The sequence below is a fragment of the Mesorhizobium sp. BR1-1-3 genome (genome assembly GCF_020165455.1).
Lineage (GTDB): Bacteria > Pseudomonadota > Alphaproteobacteria > Rhizobiales > Rhizobiaceae > Mesorhizobium > Mesorhizobium ciceri.
Window position 1 is genome coordinate 1 of the sequence record NZ_JAIUIC010000030.1, and the last position, 14,652, is coordinate 14,652.

Here is a 14,652-nt window from a genome sequence, read left to right on the forward strand (position 1 = left end):
AAGCTCGACGGAGTGGGGGTCGACCCTCGCCGCGCGCCTGAGGTCTCTTGCTCGTCAGTGCCTGTTTTGCGGCGACTGCGCGTTTGACGAACGCCTTCCCCCACTCCGTCGCCGCTTCGCGGCGCCACCTCTCCCCCCTCCGGAGGGAGAGGAAAGGAGCCAAGGCAGGGTAATGGAGGGCGGCGCCGACATGACCCGTTGCGCAGCCCTACTTCACCGCCGAATCGAACAGATGCGCCTTGATCTTCTCGACATCGAGCGCGGCAAAACCTTCCGACAGCTTGACGCCGTCGGCATCGGCCTTGACCTTGGCCTTGTCGAAATCATTGGCCGGGCCGATCAGATCGTTGGTGCAGACATCCTCGGCCTTCACCGGGGCGGTGATCTGGCCGATCTTGTGGATTTCGTCGAAGAAGCCCTGCCAGCTCGCCATGTCGTGCGAGCCCCAGCCGCCGCGCTTGTCCATGTCGCCGCGGAAAACGTTGATCTGCTGCAGGATCGAGGTGGTGCCGAGCTCCGGCCCGAGATTCTTGGCCAGCGTCGGGAACTGCTCGAACACCGCTTCGACCGCCGCGCGTGGATTCTGGTAGCCGAATTCGAGGCCCATCGCCCAGCCGCGCAGGTACTTTTCCAAAAACGCCTTGCGGTCGGGATCCTCGAGATCGGCGGCACGCACGACGAAGGTGTTGGCCGGCAGCTTCGAATTCTGCACGCCGAGCCAGTATTCGAAGTCGAGCCCCTTGGCGATCCATTCGGCGCGCAGCCCTTCCCACGACAGGGCGGCGTCGCCCTGGCCGCCGGCCAGCGCCGTTCCCCAGGTCGGCCAACCGGCCTCGACATATTTCACCTTCTTGATGTCGACGCCCTGCGCGGCCAGCAGCGGGTCGGTGATCGACTGCCAGGCGGCGGAGCCGAGCAGGATGGTCTTGCCTTCCAGCTTCTTCAGGTCGTTCGATCCCTCGCCCTTGCGGAAGGCGATGCTGAACGTGTCGCGCGCGCCCATATGGAACACCGACTTCAGCTTCATGCCGTTCTGGATGGCGAAGGAGAACACGCCGGGCGACGGGAAGCCCATATCGGCCTGGCCGACATCGACGAACTTCACCGTCGCGGTGCCGTCCGATGGTCCCGGCTGCATGTCGGTGTCCAGCCCGTCGAAATAGCCGGCCTTCTTGGCCGCCCAGTAGGGATAGTCGTCGAGCACTTCGAGCGTGCCGCGCGGCGAGATCCAGGTGAATTTTCCGTAGGGTTCGGCCCTGGCCTTCAGGCCGGTGGCGCCAAGCGCCGTCGCCGTCACCAGCCCGGCGCCGGTGACCTGCAGGAAGTAGCGGCGGCTGATCCCCGCCGGGTTGATTGAGTTCTCTTTGGTCATGGCATTCCCCTTTTTTGTTTGATGTCAGTCTCTTGCCGCCCGCCTCCCGGGCGCCGTCATATCCCTGCGTTCAAGCCTCCCAGCTCGCCCATTTCTTGCCGATCAGGAAAAACAGCACGTAGATCAGGATGCCGAGCGTCGACAGGATCAGCACCACCGCGAAGAACTGCGGCATCTGGATCATCGACGAATAGGTGGTCAGCCGGTTGCCGAGGCCGAAACCGCCGCCGACCATTTCCGCGCCGACCGCGGTCAGCAGGCCGAAGATGGCGCCGATCATCAGCCCGACCAGGATCATCGGCAGCGCCATCGGCGCACGGATCTTCCAGAAGATCTGCAGGGTGCTGGCGCCATAGGAACGCGCCAGCGCAATCTTGGCGCTGTCGACGCGGCGAAAGCCTGTCGCCGCATTGATCATCACCATCGGCCCGGCGGCCAGTGCCACCGCGATGATGCGCGGCGTGTAGCCGAAGCCGAAGCGCAGGATCAGAAGCGGCACCAGCGCCAGCATCGGCGTGGTGACCAGAAGCAGGATGTAAGGCGCGACGATCTTCTCTGCGAACGGGAATTGGGTGATGACGGCGGCCAGCACCAGGCCGATGATGGCGCCGATGGTGAAGCCGGACACCAGCTCGACCAGCGTGTAGCCGAGATGCGGCGCGATCAGCGGAAACTCGTCGAACAGCGCATAAGCGATCGAGCTCGGCGGCGGCATGATATAGAGCGGCACGTGGAACAGCCGCAGCGCCAGTTCGATGCCGCCGATGATGATCACCGCCACGGCAAGAATGGCCGCCACCTCCTTGCCCGACTTGATGCCGGGGCCGCTGGCGAAGGCGGAAAGGTTGGTCAGGCTGACCTCATGGCCGTCGCCCGCCTTGGCGCCCGACTTGGACTTTGAGAATTCCGGAATGGCATCGCCCCCGCTCACGGCCTGATCCTCACGATTTCGGCGCTCGGGCGCTCCGGCGCTTTTGGCCGCGTGCGTTCGCCGACAATGTCCATCTTGATCCGGTTGGTGAGGTCGAAGACCTCCTTCGTCGCCATGATCTCCAGCGAACGCGGCCGTGGGAACGGCACGCGGTATTCCTTGGCGACGCGGCCAGGCCGGGCGCTCAGCACCACCACCCGGTCCGAGAGAAAAATCGCTTCCTCAATCGAGTGGGTGATGAAGACGATGGTCGTCTTGGTGTCGAGCCAGATCTCCTCGACCAGCCGGTTCATCTCCTCGCGGGTGAAACTGTCGAGCGCGCCGAACGGCTCGTCCATCAAAAGCACCGAGGGCTTTAGCGCCAGCGCCCGCACGATCGCCGCGCGCTGCTGCATGCCGCCCGACAGCTCGCGCGGAAACTTGCCGCCGAAGCCATCGAGTCCGACCCGGTTGAGCAGATGCGCGATCCACGCCCGGTCCGGCTTCTCGCCCTTGATCTCGAAGGGGAAGCGGATGTTGGCGTCGAGGTTGCGCCACGGCAGGAGGTTCGCCTCCTGGAAGACGATGCCGATATCGGGATGCGGACCGGTGATGGCCTTGCCGTCGAGCCGGATCTCGCCACTGGTCAGGCTGTGCAGGCCCGACATCGACCACAAAAGCGTGGTCTTGCCGCAGCCGGAAGGGCCTACGATCGAGACGATTTCATTGACGCTGACATCGAGGCTGCAGCGGTCCAGCGCCAGCAGGTCGCCGGAGGCCGTGTGATAGATCTTGGTGGCTGCCTGCACGCCAAGCTTCGGCTTTTTTGCATCGCCCGTGTTCATCTGCCCCCCGGGAAGATTGCGCGATGATCCATTGGCTCATCCCCAGCGAAAATCAGTCTGTAACTATCCTACTTTCCTGTCAAGCACCGACGATAGCGGCCGTATCACGAAAATCGATTAGTATACCTATCGTCTTGTTTTACCGTCGGTTTTACGGCCTTGAAATGCATGTTGCTTTCCTACATACTTCGGAACTGACACGGACCGGAGAGGAACGGAGGAAGGTGAGCTTTCCCCAACGACACGCTGCGGTTGCGATCCGGTTGGGCACGTGGAGCCAGGGCGTGCAAACATGCTAAGACGACAGCCTCGCAACCCAGGGAAAGACCAGGACCCCATGACCGACGCTGGCAGCCAGGACGAGCCTGTTCCAGGCCCCGATACCGAGGGGCGCGATCCTGTCCGGCGCATCCCCGACATCATCTCGCTGGTCAAGGATTCCTACAGCGAATTGCGCCCGGCCGAACGGCGTGTCGCCGATGTCGTTCTCGACGACGTCAAATATGCCGTCGACGCCTCCAACGCCGCCCTTGCCCAGCGCGCCGGGGTCAGCGAACCGACGGTGACCCGGTTCTGCCGCGCCATCGGCTGCGAGGGCGTGCGCGATTTCAAGCTGAAGCTGGCGCAGAGCCTCGTCGTCGGCGCGCTCTACCTGGCCAAGTCGCCTTCCGTCAGCAATGACAATGGCATGCCGTTCTGGAACGCCGTGTTCGGCGAGGCGCGCCGGGCGCTGCAGGAGGCCGAGCGGCAGCTCGACCCGGCCCAGCTGCAGAAAGCCGCCGAGCTGATCGCCAAGGCGCGCCAGGTCACGGTCTTCGGCCTCGGCGGCAGCTCCTCGGCGCTGGCGCAGGAAACCCAATACCGGCTGTTCCGCTACGGCATAACAGTCAGCGCCCAGTGCGATCCCTATCTGATGCGCATGACCGCCTCGACGCTCAAGCCCGGCGATCTGGTGATCGCCATTTCGGCGACGGGACGCACCCGCGAGGTGATCGAGGCCGTGGAACTCGCCAAGCATTACCGCGCCAATGCGATCGCCGTGACCGCGCCCGACACCGAGCTCGCCCGCACCTGCGACGTCAGGCTGACGGTGGCGGTGCCGGAATATCCCGACACGCTGAAGCCGACGGCATCGCGCTTCGCCTTTCTGGCGGCGATCGACCTGCTGGCGGTGGCCTCCGCCTACAAGCTCGACGGCTCGGCCCGCGAGACGGTGCGCCGCATCAAATACAACGCCCAGATCCACCGCACCGGCAAGGAGATGGAGCCGCTCGGAGACTAGGGCTGCGCTTTTCCTTCTCCCCTTGTGGGAGAAGGGAAGACCGGACATGAAACGAAAGAGGGAAAGAGATGCTCGAAATAGCACCGACGAAACAGGCCGCCGCATGGCTCGAATCCCTGGCACAGGCACTCGCAGCCGGCGACGCTGCGGCGGCGAGCAACCTCTTCGTCGACGATTGCTACTGGCGCGATCTCCTGACCTTCACCTGGAACATCACGACCATGGAAGGCCGCGCGGCGATCGCCGACATGCTGGCGACGACGCTGGCGACGGCCAAGCCGAGCGCGTGGCGGCTGACCGGCGAGGCGACCTCGGACGACGGCACCATCGAGGCCTGGTTCAGCTTCGAAACCGTGGTGGCCAGGGGGGAGGGCATCATGCGGCTGCGCGACGGCCGCTGCCGGACATTGTTCACGGCCATGGCCGACCTCAAGGGCTTCGAGGAGCGCAAGCGCGCGGCGCGACCGCTCGGCGTGCGCCACAAGGCCGATCCCCAGCGCGAGACCTGGTCGGAGGCGCGGGCGCGCGAGACACGCGAACTCGGCACTGATGAACAGCCCTATTGCCTGGTCATCGGCGGCGGCCAGGGCGGCATCATGCTGGGGGCGCGACTGCGCCAGCTCGGCGTGCCGGCCATCGTCATCGAGAAGAATGCCAGGCCGGGTGACTCCTGGCGCAACCGCTACCGCACGCTCGTGCTGCACGATCCGGTCTGGTACGACCATCTGCCCTACATTCCCTTCCCCGAAAACTGGCCGGTGTTCACGCCCAAGGACAAGATGGGCGACTGGCTGGAAATGTATACGCGCGTCATGGAGCTCAACTACTGGGTCGCCACCAAATGCCTCAGCGCCAGCTATGACGAGGCCGAAAAAGTCTGGACCGTGGTCGTCGACCGCGTCGGCCGGCAGATCACGCTGAAGCCCAAGCACATCGTCTTCGCCACCGGCGCCTACGGCCCGCCACGGCGGATCGATCTGCCGGGTGCCGGCCGGTTCAAGGGCGAGTTGCTGCACTCCAGCCAGTATGCCAGCGGCGACAAATTCCGCGGCAGGAAAGTCGCCGTCATTGGCGCTGCAAGCTCCGGCCACGATGTCTGCGTCGACCTCTGGGAGAGCGGCGCCGAGGTCACCATGATCCAGCGTTCGCCGACGACAGTGGTCAAGTCGGACACGCTGATGGAAGTGGGCTTCGAGATCTTCTCGGAAGACGCACTGGCGCGCGGCATCACCACCGAGAAGGCCGACATGATCGTCGCCTCGACGCCGTTCGCGCTGGTGCCCAAGGGCCAGCGGGCGCTTTACGAGGTGATCAAGGCGCGCGACGCGGCCTTCTACGACCGCCTGCGCGCCGCCGGCTTCGCCATCGATTTCGGCGACGACGAGACCGGCCTTCTGATGAAGGCCTACCGCACCGGCTCCGGCTACTACATCGATGTCGGCGCCTCCGACCTGATCATCGACGGCAAGATCGGCATCCGCAGCGGCGTCGCCATCAAGTCGCTGACCCCGAGCGGCATCCTGTTCGAGGACGGAACCGAACTGGCCGCCGACGCCATCATCGCCTGCACCGGCTATCAGTCGATGAACGAGAATGTCGCCGCGATCGTCTCGCGCGAAGTCGCCGACAAGGTCGGCCCGTGCTGGGGTCTTGGCTCGGGCGTCAAGGGCGACCCCGGCCCCTGGCAAGGCGAGCTGCGCAATATGTGGAAGCCGACCGCCCAGGAAGCGCTCTGGTTCCACGGCGGCAATCTGGCGCTGTCGCGCTTCTATTCGAAATATGTGGCGCTGCAGATCAAGGCGCGGATGGAAGGCATTGAGACGCCGGTTTACGGGGCGGTGAGCAACGCCGGGTAAAGTCGACCCCCACTCCGTCGAGCTTCGCTCGCCACCTCTCCCCCGATCGACGGGGTAGAGGAAGGGCGCCACACAGATCGGCGAGGGAGAGGAAAGGCGCGAGTTCACCGCCCTTGGCTCCCTTCCTCTCCCTCCGGAGGGGGGAGAGGTGGCGCCGCGAAGCGGCGACGGAGTGGGGGAAGCCATTCGCCAAGCGCACAGTCCCAAGACAGGCACAAGCTGGCGAGATCAGCTAGTCGTGCCGATGCCCAAAGTGCCTCGCCGCAACCTCGACATGGGTATGCGCGGCATGCGCCACAAACCGCTCAGTCTCGCTGACATCGTTGACCGCATCGTTCGGCCACCAGGTGCCGCCGATAACGATGCCTTCGCACACCAGTCTCTGATCAGCGACCAATGACGCGCCGACCGCGTCGACGAAGGTGAAGCGGCCCGGGCGCTGACGGAGCACGGCGACGTCGCCGACCGTGCCGATGGCCAGTGTGCCCAAGTCAGGCCGCGCGATCGCCTGCGCCGGCGCTTGCGTGGCGGCGCGCAGGACCTCGACCAGCGGCATGCCGAGCGCCAGGAGCTTCGACATGCAGACGAGGATGTCGAAGGCGGGACCGTCGACGCAGTAGAGATGCACGTCGCTCGAGATCACGTCGGGCGCCAGCCCTTCTTCGAGCATGGCGCGGGCGACGGCGAAATCGAACGAGCCCATGCCGTGGCCGATGTCGAAGATGACGCCGCGCTCGCGCGCCAGCCGCATGTCGGGCCGCACCGCGCCGGAAGCGAACACCGGCGCATTCGGGAAAGGCCGGAAGCAATGGGTGAGAATGTCGCCCTTGCGCAGGCGCGGCAGCACTTCCGAGCGGCCGGGCGGCGGTTCGTCGATATGCGCCATCAGCGGCAGGCCGGCCTGGTCGGCGGCCTCCAGCGCCAGATCCACCGGCGCGATGCCGCTGGTGCCGCCGGCATGCTTGCCCGAGCGAACCTTTACGCCGACCACGACATCGCGGTGCTCGCGCACCGCAGCCACAACCTCGCGCGGTTCGCAGAGCCTGAGATCGCTGCACTCGCCGACCGACACCGTCTGCGAGAAGCCGAAAATGCCGGCAAAGGAAATGTTGACATAGGCCAGGATGCGAACCTTCGAGCGCTCCATGACATGGCGGCGGAAGCCGAGGAAATTGCCGGCGCCCGCACTGCCGGCATCGATGAAGGTGGTGGTGCCGCTCTTGGCGGCCAGCCGGTCGGCATCGACGCCAAGCGACGTGCCGCCCCAATAGACGTGGCTGTGCAGGTCGACCAGGCCCGGCGTGACGATGCAGCCGGCGGCATCGACGATCTGCGCGGCGCTGTCCGCCGGGATATCGGCGTCGACCGCGGCAACGCGGCCATTGGCGATGGCGACATCGCGCAGCGCGTCGAGGCCAGCGGCCGGATCAATCAGCCGTCCGCCCTTCAGCAGGAGGTCGAATTGCATGGGGTAACCTCCGCTCGTTGCTTTGCTTACAGAGGCCGATAGGCGACCGCCTCGACCTCGATCTTGATATCGATCATCAGCCGCGATTCGACCGTGGTGCGGGCCGGCGGGTTCTTCGGAAAGTGCCTGGCATAGACGGCGTTGAAGGCGCCGAAATCGCGCGCGTCTTCCAGCCACACGGTGGTCTTCACCACATCGTCCATGGTGCAGCCGGCCAGCGCCAGCGCGGCCTTGACGTTGGCGAGCACCTGCTCGGTCTGTTCCGATATGCCGCCCTTGACCACGATGCCGTCGCTGCCGACGGGAACCTGGCCCGAGACATAGACGAGATCGCCTGCCCGCACGGCGGGCGACAACGGCACATGCGACGTTCCAAAACACTGTTTCGGCAAGGGACAAGCCTCCTCTGATGACAGGACGGGGTGCCATTGCAGCGCCCGCTTCGATCGACATTTACGCCGATCCGGCCGATCCTCATAGGGGCCTTGTTGGAAAGCAACATTCTTGAAAATCTGCGTTGCTTTATTACAAGAGCCCTTGCATCGTACGCGCTGACGGGCGGCTTGGAAGCCGCACCGCATAGACGGATTTGCCAGAGCGGAGACAGCAGCAATGACCTACGACAAGAACCCGTTTCCATCAGGCGATGCCGATCGCCACGCGCTCTGGGAAATGCTGGTGCGGCGCGACATCGACGCCTTCATCGGCCAAGACTGGGCCATGGTCGAGGACGATTTCGTCGCCGAGAGTTTCTTCGGCATGCATGCGCATTTCCTGCACAACGCCGACGCCTGGCGGCTGCAGTTTCCAAGGCTCGAAGTCTATCGCGACGAATGGCTGCGCCAGGCCAAAGAGACGGCGGCGACCAAATTCGCCGAGCCGCTGCGCGAGGCGCTGTTTCGCGTCACCAACATGCGAGACATCGACGTCGACGGCGACCGCGCCGTGCTGCACAAGAAGTTCGACGGCTCGGTCGCCAAGGCGGACGGCAGCGTCGACCGGCTGAAATGGCAGACGCTGTATTTCTGCAGCAAGGTCGGCGGAAGCTGGAAGATATCAGGCTTCGTCGGCTACATGCCGCATCCGCTCGGCAGCTAGAGCCAGCTGATCAGTAGAGCGTGACGAAGGCCGGAAACAGCATGCCGGTCGCCCGGAAATGCTCGACCAGTTCGATGGCCGGGAAGATGGCGAGGAAATAGAGCCCGTCGAAAAACGTGCGCTTCAAAGCCCGCGTCGAGAACTGCAGTTCGTCATCGTCGCGGTAGAGCAGCGGGTTTGGCCAGAACCGGGGCGTGCTCTTGGTGTAGGCAAGATAGGCTGGGCCGAACTTGCCGAGCAGAAATTCGGCTTCCTTGCGCGCCGTGACGCGAAAGATGAAAAAGCTGGCAAGGCCCAGCGCCACGGCCGCCATCAGCGAGCCGTAGAGCAATCCAATGCCGGCCGCACCGACCGTCGAGAAGAAATAGAGCGGGTTCTGCGTGGTCGAGAACGGTCCCGTCGAGACCAGTTCCTCGTTCTTCTTGCCGCCGACATAGAGAATGCTCCACAGCCGCCCGACGACACAGACGAGCACCAGGCAAAAGCCGAAGAATTCGATCGTTTCGTGCCCGTCGGAGCCCTCGCTCAGCCCCGGCTTGGTGAGAAACAGCAGCAACACCGCCAGCGCCGCCGCAACCCGCACGAAGATCAGGCGCTTGCGCTGGTCGAAGGCCTGGGAAACCGGCTTGAGGGTAGCGTAGGTCATTTGGTGTTTCCTGGGGCACTGACGGGTGCCCGTGAGCAATGGGCATGACATTGATGGCGGATGAAAGGCGCACGCCCTCTATCGGCGCAGCGCCGGGCGTTCGTAAAGGACCTTTGCGCGGCCCACGCCCATTCTTACGAATTTGTATGCCGCCGGACAGGCCGGCGTGAACTCGTTTGCTTACGCTGCGGGGATCGCCACCGCCGCAACCGTCGACCTCAGGACTTCAGCCATGCTCGCGCCCAACAGGCGACAACCCGCCCCACCGAACCACAACCGGGTTCCCGACGTCACTCTCGATTTCTGGGTGATCAAGTTGATGGCGGTCACCACCGGCGAGACCGCGGCGGACTATCTTGCCGACACGATCGGACTTGGGCTGACCGTCACCTCGCTGATCATGACCGGCATCCTGATCGCTGCCCTCGTCCTGCAGTTTGCGCAGAAGCGTTACGTGCCGTGGGCCTACTGGCTGGCGGTGGTGCTGATCAGCATCGTCGGCACCCTGGTGACGGACAATCTCGTCGACACTTTCGGCGTGCGCCTGCAGACCACGACCATCGCCTTCTCGGTTGCGCTCGCCGCGACATTCGCGGTCTGGTACGCCAGCGAACGGTCGCTGTCGATCCACACCATCTTCACCACCAGGCGCGAAATCTTCTACTGGCTGGCGATCCTCTTGACCTTCGCGCTCGGCACCGCCGGCGGCGATCTCGTCGCCGAAAGCTTCGACATGGGCTACCTCACCACAGGCCTGCTGTTCGGCGGCGCCATCGCGCTCATCGTGCTGGCCTACTGGCTGCTCAATCTCGACGGCATCCTGGCCTTCTGGCTCGCCTATATCCTGACGCGGCCGCTCGGCGCCTCCTTCGGTGACCTGCTGTCGCGGTCGGCCAGGCATGGCGGCCTGGGCTTCGGCACCATCTTCACCAGCCTGCTCTTCCTCGGCTGTATCATTGCGCTCGTCCTGCACATGACCCTGAAGGGGACAACCGACGAAGCCGATGAACTGTTGCTGGACCTGGACTAGGTGCAGGGCGGATGCGCTAGCATTGGCAATTGCCGAAAACCCCACCGCTTCGGCCAATCGTGAACGTTCTAGCGCCACCAGCCTGCGCCTTCGTGACATCCTAGGAACAAGCCCGTGCCGGTGATAGCCTCTCCATCTCGGCAACGGACCGGACCTTTCATGCGACTGCTTCTCGTCGAGGACGACCACAGGACGGCCGACTATATCGTCAGGGGACTGACCGAGGCCGGCCATGTCTGCGACCTCCTGCGCAACGGCCATGACGGGCTGTTCGCGGCGACCCGGGGCAAATACGACGTGATCGTCGCCGATCGGATGATCCCCGGTCTCGACGGCCTGTCGATGGTCAAGGCGGTGCGCGCCGCCGGCGTGCGCACGCCGGCGATCTTCCTCACCTCCGTCGGCGGCATCGACGACCGCGTCGAGGGGCTCGAGGCCGGCGGCGACGACTATCTGGTCAAGCCCTTCGCCTTTTCCGAACTCCTCGCCCGCATCAACGCGCTTGGCCGGCGGCCGGCGGCGCAGGAGCAGAAAACCGTCCTGCGGGTCGCCGACCTCGAAATGGACCTGATCATGCGCCGCGTCACGAGGCGGGGCCAGCCGATCGACCTGCAGCCGCGGGAGTTCAGCCTGCTGGAAGTGCTGATGCGCGGCGAAGGCCGCGTCATCACCCGCACCATGCTTCTGGAGCGGGTCTGGGATTTTCATTTCGATCCCAGGACCAGCGTCGTCGAGACCCATATCAGCCGGCTGCGGGCCAAGGTCGACAAGCCCTTCGAAACCCAGCTCATCCACACCGTCCGCAACACCGGCTACAGCCTGCACGCGCCATGACCGGAACATGGTCCCGCCTGCTGCGCAGCACGCCATTCCGGCTTGCCCTGACCTTCGCCTTCCTGTTCGTGCTGGCCTTCGTCCTGTCTGGCGCCATCGTCTACCAGATGATGAGCGCCGATCTTGCCGAGCGGCTCGACGACACCATCAAGGAAACCTACGCGGTCGTCGCCGCGACCTATGCCGAGAACGATCTCAAGGAGCTGGTTGAGACCGTCGGCAGCCACTCCCTGCGCAGCCTCAAGAAGGAGCAGCTGTTTTCGTTGACCGACGCAACGGGCAATCGCCTGGCCGGCAACTTCACCGCGGCAGGGCTTCCCGACGGCTTCTCGATGTTCGACACCGAAATGCCCGGCGTGCCGCCCGGCGCCGAGTACCGCGCCTATTCCGGCCCGGTCGGCGGCAACACGCTGACCGTCGCCTTCAGCCTTTCCGAGACGGAGGAGCTGGAGAGGATCGTGCTGATGAGCTTTGGCTGGGGAACCCTGATCATCACCGGGCTGGCGGTCGCCGGCGGCGCCCTGCTCGCCTCGCGCGTCCAGCGCCGTCTCGACGGCATCGCCGCCACCATGGTGGATGTCTCGCATGGACGGCTGGACACCCGCATTCCGCTGACCGGCAAGGGTGACGACATCGACATCGTCTCCAGCCAGGTCAATGCCGCGCTCGACCGCCTGTCGGCGCTGGTCGAAGGCATGAAACAGGTCAGCGCCAACATCGCCCACGATCTGAAGACGCCGCTCAACCGGTTGCAGATGATCCTCGACACCGCGTCGGAAAAGAACCTGTCGGGCTGGAAAATCGCCGCTGAACTGGCGGAGGCGCATGCCGAGAGCCTGCAGATCAACGAGACCTTCGATGCCCTGCTGCGCATCGCGCAGATCGAGGCCGGCGCCCGCCGGGCGCGGTTCACCGATGTCGATCTGGGCGAGGTGCTGCAAACCATCGCCGAGATCTATGCCGATGTTGCCGAGGACGACGGAAAGTCGCTGTCGTTGGCGCAACCACAGGAAACGACGGACCGGATCCATGGCGATCGCGAGCTGCTGACGCAGATGTTCGCCAATCTGGTCGAGAACGCGTTGCGCCATTGTCCATCGGGCACGACGATAAAGCTGTCGGTAGCGCGCCAGGGCGAACGCGTCGTTGCGGGCGTCGCCGACAACGGTCCCGGCATTCCGGCGGCAGAGCGCGAGAAAGTGTTCCAGCGGCTCTACCGGCTGGATCATAGCCGGTCGACATCAGGCAGCGGCCTCGGGCTCAGCCTTGTCCGGGCCATAGCCGATCTGCACGGCGCATCGATCACGCTCGAGGATTGCCGACCGGGACTTGCGGTGGTGGTGCGTTTTCCGCTGGCTACGGATTAGCCGGCGAAACGGCTGGTGCTGTTCAAGCCCAGCTTGGGTTGAGAGGTCCCCTCACCTATCTATCCGCGTCGACAGGATGATCGACGACAGCGTCCGCTCGACTCCATCCATGGCGCCGATCTGGTCGAGCAGCATGTCGAGGTCGCGGATCGATGGGGCGTCGACGATGACGATCATGTCGAAATTGCCGCTGACCGAATGCAGCGTCCGGACCGTCGCCAAACCGCGCAGGCCGCGCACCACCTTGTCGGCAAGCTTGGGCGTCACGGTGAGCAGCACATGGGCCCGCACCAGCCCCTGCTCATAATCCGGCGCCAGCCGCACGCCGTAGCCTGATATGATGCCGCGCTGCTCCAGCCGTTCGATCCGGCTCTGCACGGTTGTCCGCGAGACGCCAAGCCGCCGCGCCAGCTCGGCGGTCGAGGCGCGCGCATTCTCGCGCAGCAGCGAAAGCAGGGTCTGTTCGGCATCGCTGAGCATTTCGACGATTCTTCTCGGCGGACTGACCAATCAATGGGTTCGTTTCGTACAGAACCACGCTTCCTTTCGACGGGCAAGCTGCGAATCTGTGCTCACAACCAGTGAGGGATTTGTCATGAAGAAAATTGTCGTTGTCGGCGCCGGCAAGATCGGCTCGACCATTGCCGAGATGCTCGCCGCCACGGGAGATTATCAGGTCACGCTCGTCGACCGCTCGGCAGCACAGCTCACTGCTGCCGAAGTCCCGGCCACGGTTGCGACGCTGGAGCTCGACATCGAAGCGTCCGGCACGCTTGAAGCCGCACTCGCCGGCAAATTCGCGGTGCTCAGCGCCGCTCCCTTCCATCTGACCACCCGCATCGCCGAGGCGGCGGCCAGTGCCGGCGTGCACTATCTCGACCTGACCGAGGATGTCGTCTCGACCCGCCGCGTCAAGGAATTGGCGCGTTCGGGCAGAAGCGCCTTCATTCCGCAATGCGGCCTGGCGCCGGGCTTCATCTCGATCGTCGCCAACGATCTCGCCAGCCGTTTCGATTCGCTGGAGAGCGTGCGCATGCGCGTCGGCGCTTTGCCGCAATATCCCTCCAATGCGCTGAACTACAATCTGACCTGGAGCACCGACGGCGTCATCAACGAATATTGCGAGCCCTGCGAGGCGATCGTCGAAGGCGAGCTGGTCGAGGTGCCGCCACTGGAGGAGCGCGAGGAGTTCTCGCTCGACGGCGTCACTTACGAGGCATTCAACACCTCCGGCGGGCTCGGCACGCTGGCCGAGACGCTGAAGGGCAAGGTGCGCACGCTCAACTACCGCACCATCCGCTACCCCGGCCACGCCGCGATCATGAAGGCGCTGCTCAACGACCTCGGCCTGCGCCATCGCCGCGACGTGCTGAAGGACATTTTTGAAAGCGCCCTGCCGGCGACATTGCAGGACGTCGTCATCGTCTTCGTCACCGTCTCCGGCCGCAAGAACGGCCGCCTGCTGCAGGAGACCTACGCCAACAAGGTCTATTCCCAGCGTGTCGGCCAGGTGGTGCGCAGCGCCATCCAGATCACCACGGCGTCCGGCATCTGCGCCGTGCTCGACATGCTGGCCGACGGCAGCCTGCCGGCGACCGGCTTCATCAAGCAGGAAGACATCGCGCTGGAGGCGTTTCTAGCCAACCGTTTTGGCCGCGCCTATGCCCAGCACGAAATGGTGAGTCGGCTGGCGGGGTGAAGAGCCGGCGCCCCTTTTCCTCTCCCCCGTCGATCGGGGAGAGGTGTCGAGCGAAGCTCGACGGAGTGGGGGTCGACCGACTCGGGCTTTGTGATTTCGGGCCAGGGCGATGCCTCGCCCTGATTGAAGCCCTGTTGTGAGGCCCCAACGGCGGCGCATTTGAGGACCGGCTTCCCCCACTCCGTCGCTGCTTCGCAGCGCCACCTTGTATCTACACGAGAGAGATTTCGTGGGATTAGAGCGAT

14 protein-coding genes are annotated in these 14,652 nt (G+C 64.6%); 7 read left to right on the forward strand and 7 right to left on the reverse strand.

What is annotated here, in order from left to right; translation table 11 throughout:
- Positions 1-208: 208 nt before the first annotated feature.
- From LB559_RS32595 to LB559_RS32605, 3 genes are all read right to left on the reverse strand, one after another.
- Positions 209-1,372 carry an ABC transporter substrate-binding protein gene (locus LB559_RS32595; protein ID WP_013528758.1) on the reverse strand — a complete coding sequence of 388 codons (1,164 nt, stop codon included), beginning with the start codon at positions 1,370-1,372 and terminating at the stop codon, positions 209-211.
- A gap of 70 nt (positions 1,373-1,442) precedes the next feature.
- On the reverse strand, positions 1,443-2,303 hold the full coding sequence (locus LB559_RS32600) for an ABC transporter permease (RefSeq protein ID WP_013528757.1): 861 nt from the start codon (positions 2,301-2,303) through the stop codon (positions 1,443-1,445).
- Positions 2,300-3,127, reverse strand: a complete 828-nt coding sequence (locus tag LB559_RS32605) for an ABC transporter ATP-binding protein (protein ID WP_024504068.1) — start codon at positions 3,125-3,127, stop codon at positions 2,300-2,302. The genes LB559_RS32600 and LB559_RS32605 overlap by 4 nt, the downstream gene beginning before the upstream one ends.
- 337 nt (positions 3,128-3,464) lie before the next feature.
- Between LB559_RS32605 and LB559_RS32610 the strand changes: the two genes are divergently transcribed.
- Positions 3,465-4,409: a MurR/RpiR family transcriptional regulator gene (locus LB559_RS32610; protein ID WP_024504069.1), complete on the forward strand. Its 945-nt coding sequence runs from the start codon at positions 3,465-3,467 to the stop codon at positions 4,407-4,409.
- A gap of 68 nt (positions 4,410-4,477) precedes the next feature.
- Complete coding sequence (locus LB559_RS32615) at positions 4,478-6,265, forward strand: flavin-containing monooxygenase (protein ID WP_224675884.1); 1,788 nt, start codon at positions 4,478-4,480, stop codon at positions 6,263-6,265.
- Between the two features lie 232 nt (positions 6,266-6,497).
- Here LB559_RS32615 and LB559_RS32620 read toward each other — a convergent pair whose 3' ends face one another.
- Together LB559_RS32620 and LB559_RS32625 are read right to left on the reverse strand one after the other, a co-directional pair.
- Positions 6,498-7,733 (reverse strand): amidohydrolase/deacetylase family metallohydrolase, encoded by a 1,236-nt coding sequence (locus tag LB559_RS32620; RefSeq protein ID WP_224675885.1) that lies wholly within the window; start codon positions 7,731-7,733, stop codon positions 6,498-6,500.
- Between the two features lie 26 nt (positions 7,734-7,759).
- Positions 7,760-8,125, reverse strand: a complete 366-nt coding sequence (locus LB559_RS32625) for a RidA family protein (protein ID WP_063169591.1) — start codon at positions 8,123-8,125, stop codon at positions 7,760-7,762.
- Positions 8,126-8,345: 220 nt separating this feature from the next.
- Between LB559_RS32625 and LB559_RS32630 the strand changes: the two genes are divergently transcribed.
- The gene (locus LB559_RS32630; RefSeq protein ID WP_027162851.1) at positions 8,346-8,831 is read left to right on the forward strand and encodes a hypothetical protein; all 486 of its coding nucleotides are present in this window, start codon (positions 8,346-8,348) and stop codon (positions 8,829-8,831) included.
- 10 nt (positions 8,832-8,841) lie between these two features.
- On the opposite strand, the gene LB559_RS32635 is transcribed toward LB559_RS32630, so the two are convergent.
- Complete coding sequence (locus LB559_RS32635; protein WP_224675886.1) at positions 8,842-9,477, reverse strand: methyltransferase family protein; 636 nt, start codon at positions 9,475-9,477, stop codon at positions 8,842-8,844.
- Positions 9,478-9,709: 232 nt separating this feature from the next.
- On the opposite strand from LB559_RS32635, the gene LB559_RS32640 reads away from it, so the two are divergent.
- The 3 genes from LB559_RS32640 to LB559_RS32650 all read left to right on the forward strand — a co-directional run bounded on the left by LB559_RS32640 (position 9,710) and on the right by LB559_RS32650 (position 12,708).
- Entirely contained in the window at positions 9,710-10,507 is a 798-nt protein-coding gene (locus LB559_RS32640) for a membrane protein (protein ID WP_027162850.1), read from the forward strand.
- A 159-nt stretch (positions 10,508-10,666) separates the two neighbouring features.
- Positions 10,667-11,341 (forward strand): winged helix-turn-helix domain-containing protein, encoded by a 675-nt coding sequence (locus LB559_RS32645; RefSeq protein ID WP_013528748.1) that lies wholly within the window; start codon positions 10,667-10,669, stop codon positions 11,339-11,341.
- Positions 11,338-12,708, forward strand: a complete 1,371-nt coding sequence (locus tag LB559_RS32650) for a sensor histidine kinase (RefSeq protein WP_224675887.1) — start codon at positions 11,338-11,340, stop codon at positions 12,706-12,708. The genes LB559_RS32645 and LB559_RS32650 overlap by 4 nt, the downstream gene beginning before the upstream one ends.
- A gap of 51 nt (positions 12,709-12,759) precedes the next feature.
- Here LB559_RS32650 and LB559_RS32655 read toward each other — a convergent pair whose 3' ends face one another.
- Positions 12,760-13,188: an Lrp/AsnC family transcriptional regulator gene (locus LB559_RS32655; RefSeq protein ID WP_013528746.1), complete on the reverse strand. Its 429-nt coding sequence runs from the start codon at positions 13,186-13,188 to the stop codon at positions 12,760-12,762.
- A 115-nt stretch (positions 13,189-13,303) separates the two neighbouring features.
- On the opposite strand from LB559_RS32655, the gene LB559_RS32660 reads away from it, so the two are divergent.
- Positions 13,304-14,407 carry a saccharopine dehydrogenase family protein gene (locus tag LB559_RS32660; RefSeq protein ID WP_224675888.1) on the forward strand — a complete coding sequence of 368 codons (1,104 nt, stop codon included), beginning with the start codon at positions 13,304-13,306 and terminating at the stop codon, positions 14,405-14,407.
- The last annotated feature ends 245 nt before the right edge of the window (positions 14,408-14,652 follow it).

Bases quoted from the DNA above. Each gene is read 5' to 3' on its own strand.
- LB559_RS32595 (WP_013528758.1), bottom strand. From the start codon at position 1,372: ATGACCAAAGAGAACTCAATCAACCCGGCGGGGATCAGCCGCCGCTAC.
- LB559_RS32605 (WP_024504068.1), bottom strand. From the start codon at position 3,127: ATGAACACGGGCGATGCAAAAAAGCCGAAGCTTGGCGTGCAGGCAGCC.
- LB559_RS32610 (WP_024504069.1), top strand. From the start codon at position 3,465: ATGACCGACGCTGGCAGCCAGGACGAGCCTGTTCCAGGCCCCGATACC.
- LB559_RS32615 (WP_224675884.1), top strand. From the start codon at position 4,478: ATGCTCGAAATAGCACCGACGAAACAGGCCGCCGCATGGCTCGAATCC.
- LB559_RS32620 (WP_224675885.1), bottom strand. From the start codon at position 7,733: ATGCAATTCGACCTCCTGCTGAAGGGCGGACGGCTGATTGATCCGGCC.
- LB559_RS32630 (WP_027162851.1), top strand. From the start codon at position 8,346: ATGACCTACGACAAGAACCCGTTTCCATCAGGCGATGCCGATCGCCAC.
- LB559_RS32635 (WP_224675886.1), bottom strand. From the start codon at position 9,477: ATGACCTACGCTACCCTCAAGCCGGTTTCCCAGGCCTTCGACCAGCGC.
- LB559_RS32640 (WP_027162850.1), top strand. From the start codon at position 9,710: ATGCTCGCGCCCAACAGGCGACAACCCGCCCCACCGAACCACAACCGG.
- LB559_RS32645 (WP_013528748.1), top strand. From the start codon at position 10,667: ATGCGACTGCTTCTCGTCGAGGACGACCACAGGACGGCCGACTATATC.
- LB559_RS32650 (WP_224675887.1), top strand. From the start codon at position 11,338: ATGACCGGAACATGGTCCCGCCTGCTGCGCAGCACGCCATTCCGGCTT.
- LB559_RS32655 (WP_013528746.1), bottom strand. From the start codon at position 13,188: ATGCTCAGCGATGCCGAACAGACCCTGCTTTCGCTGCTGCGCGAGAAT.
- LB559_RS32660 (WP_224675888.1), top strand. From the start codon at position 13,304: ATGAAGAAAATTGTCGTTGTCGGCGCCGGCAAGATCGGCTCGACCATT.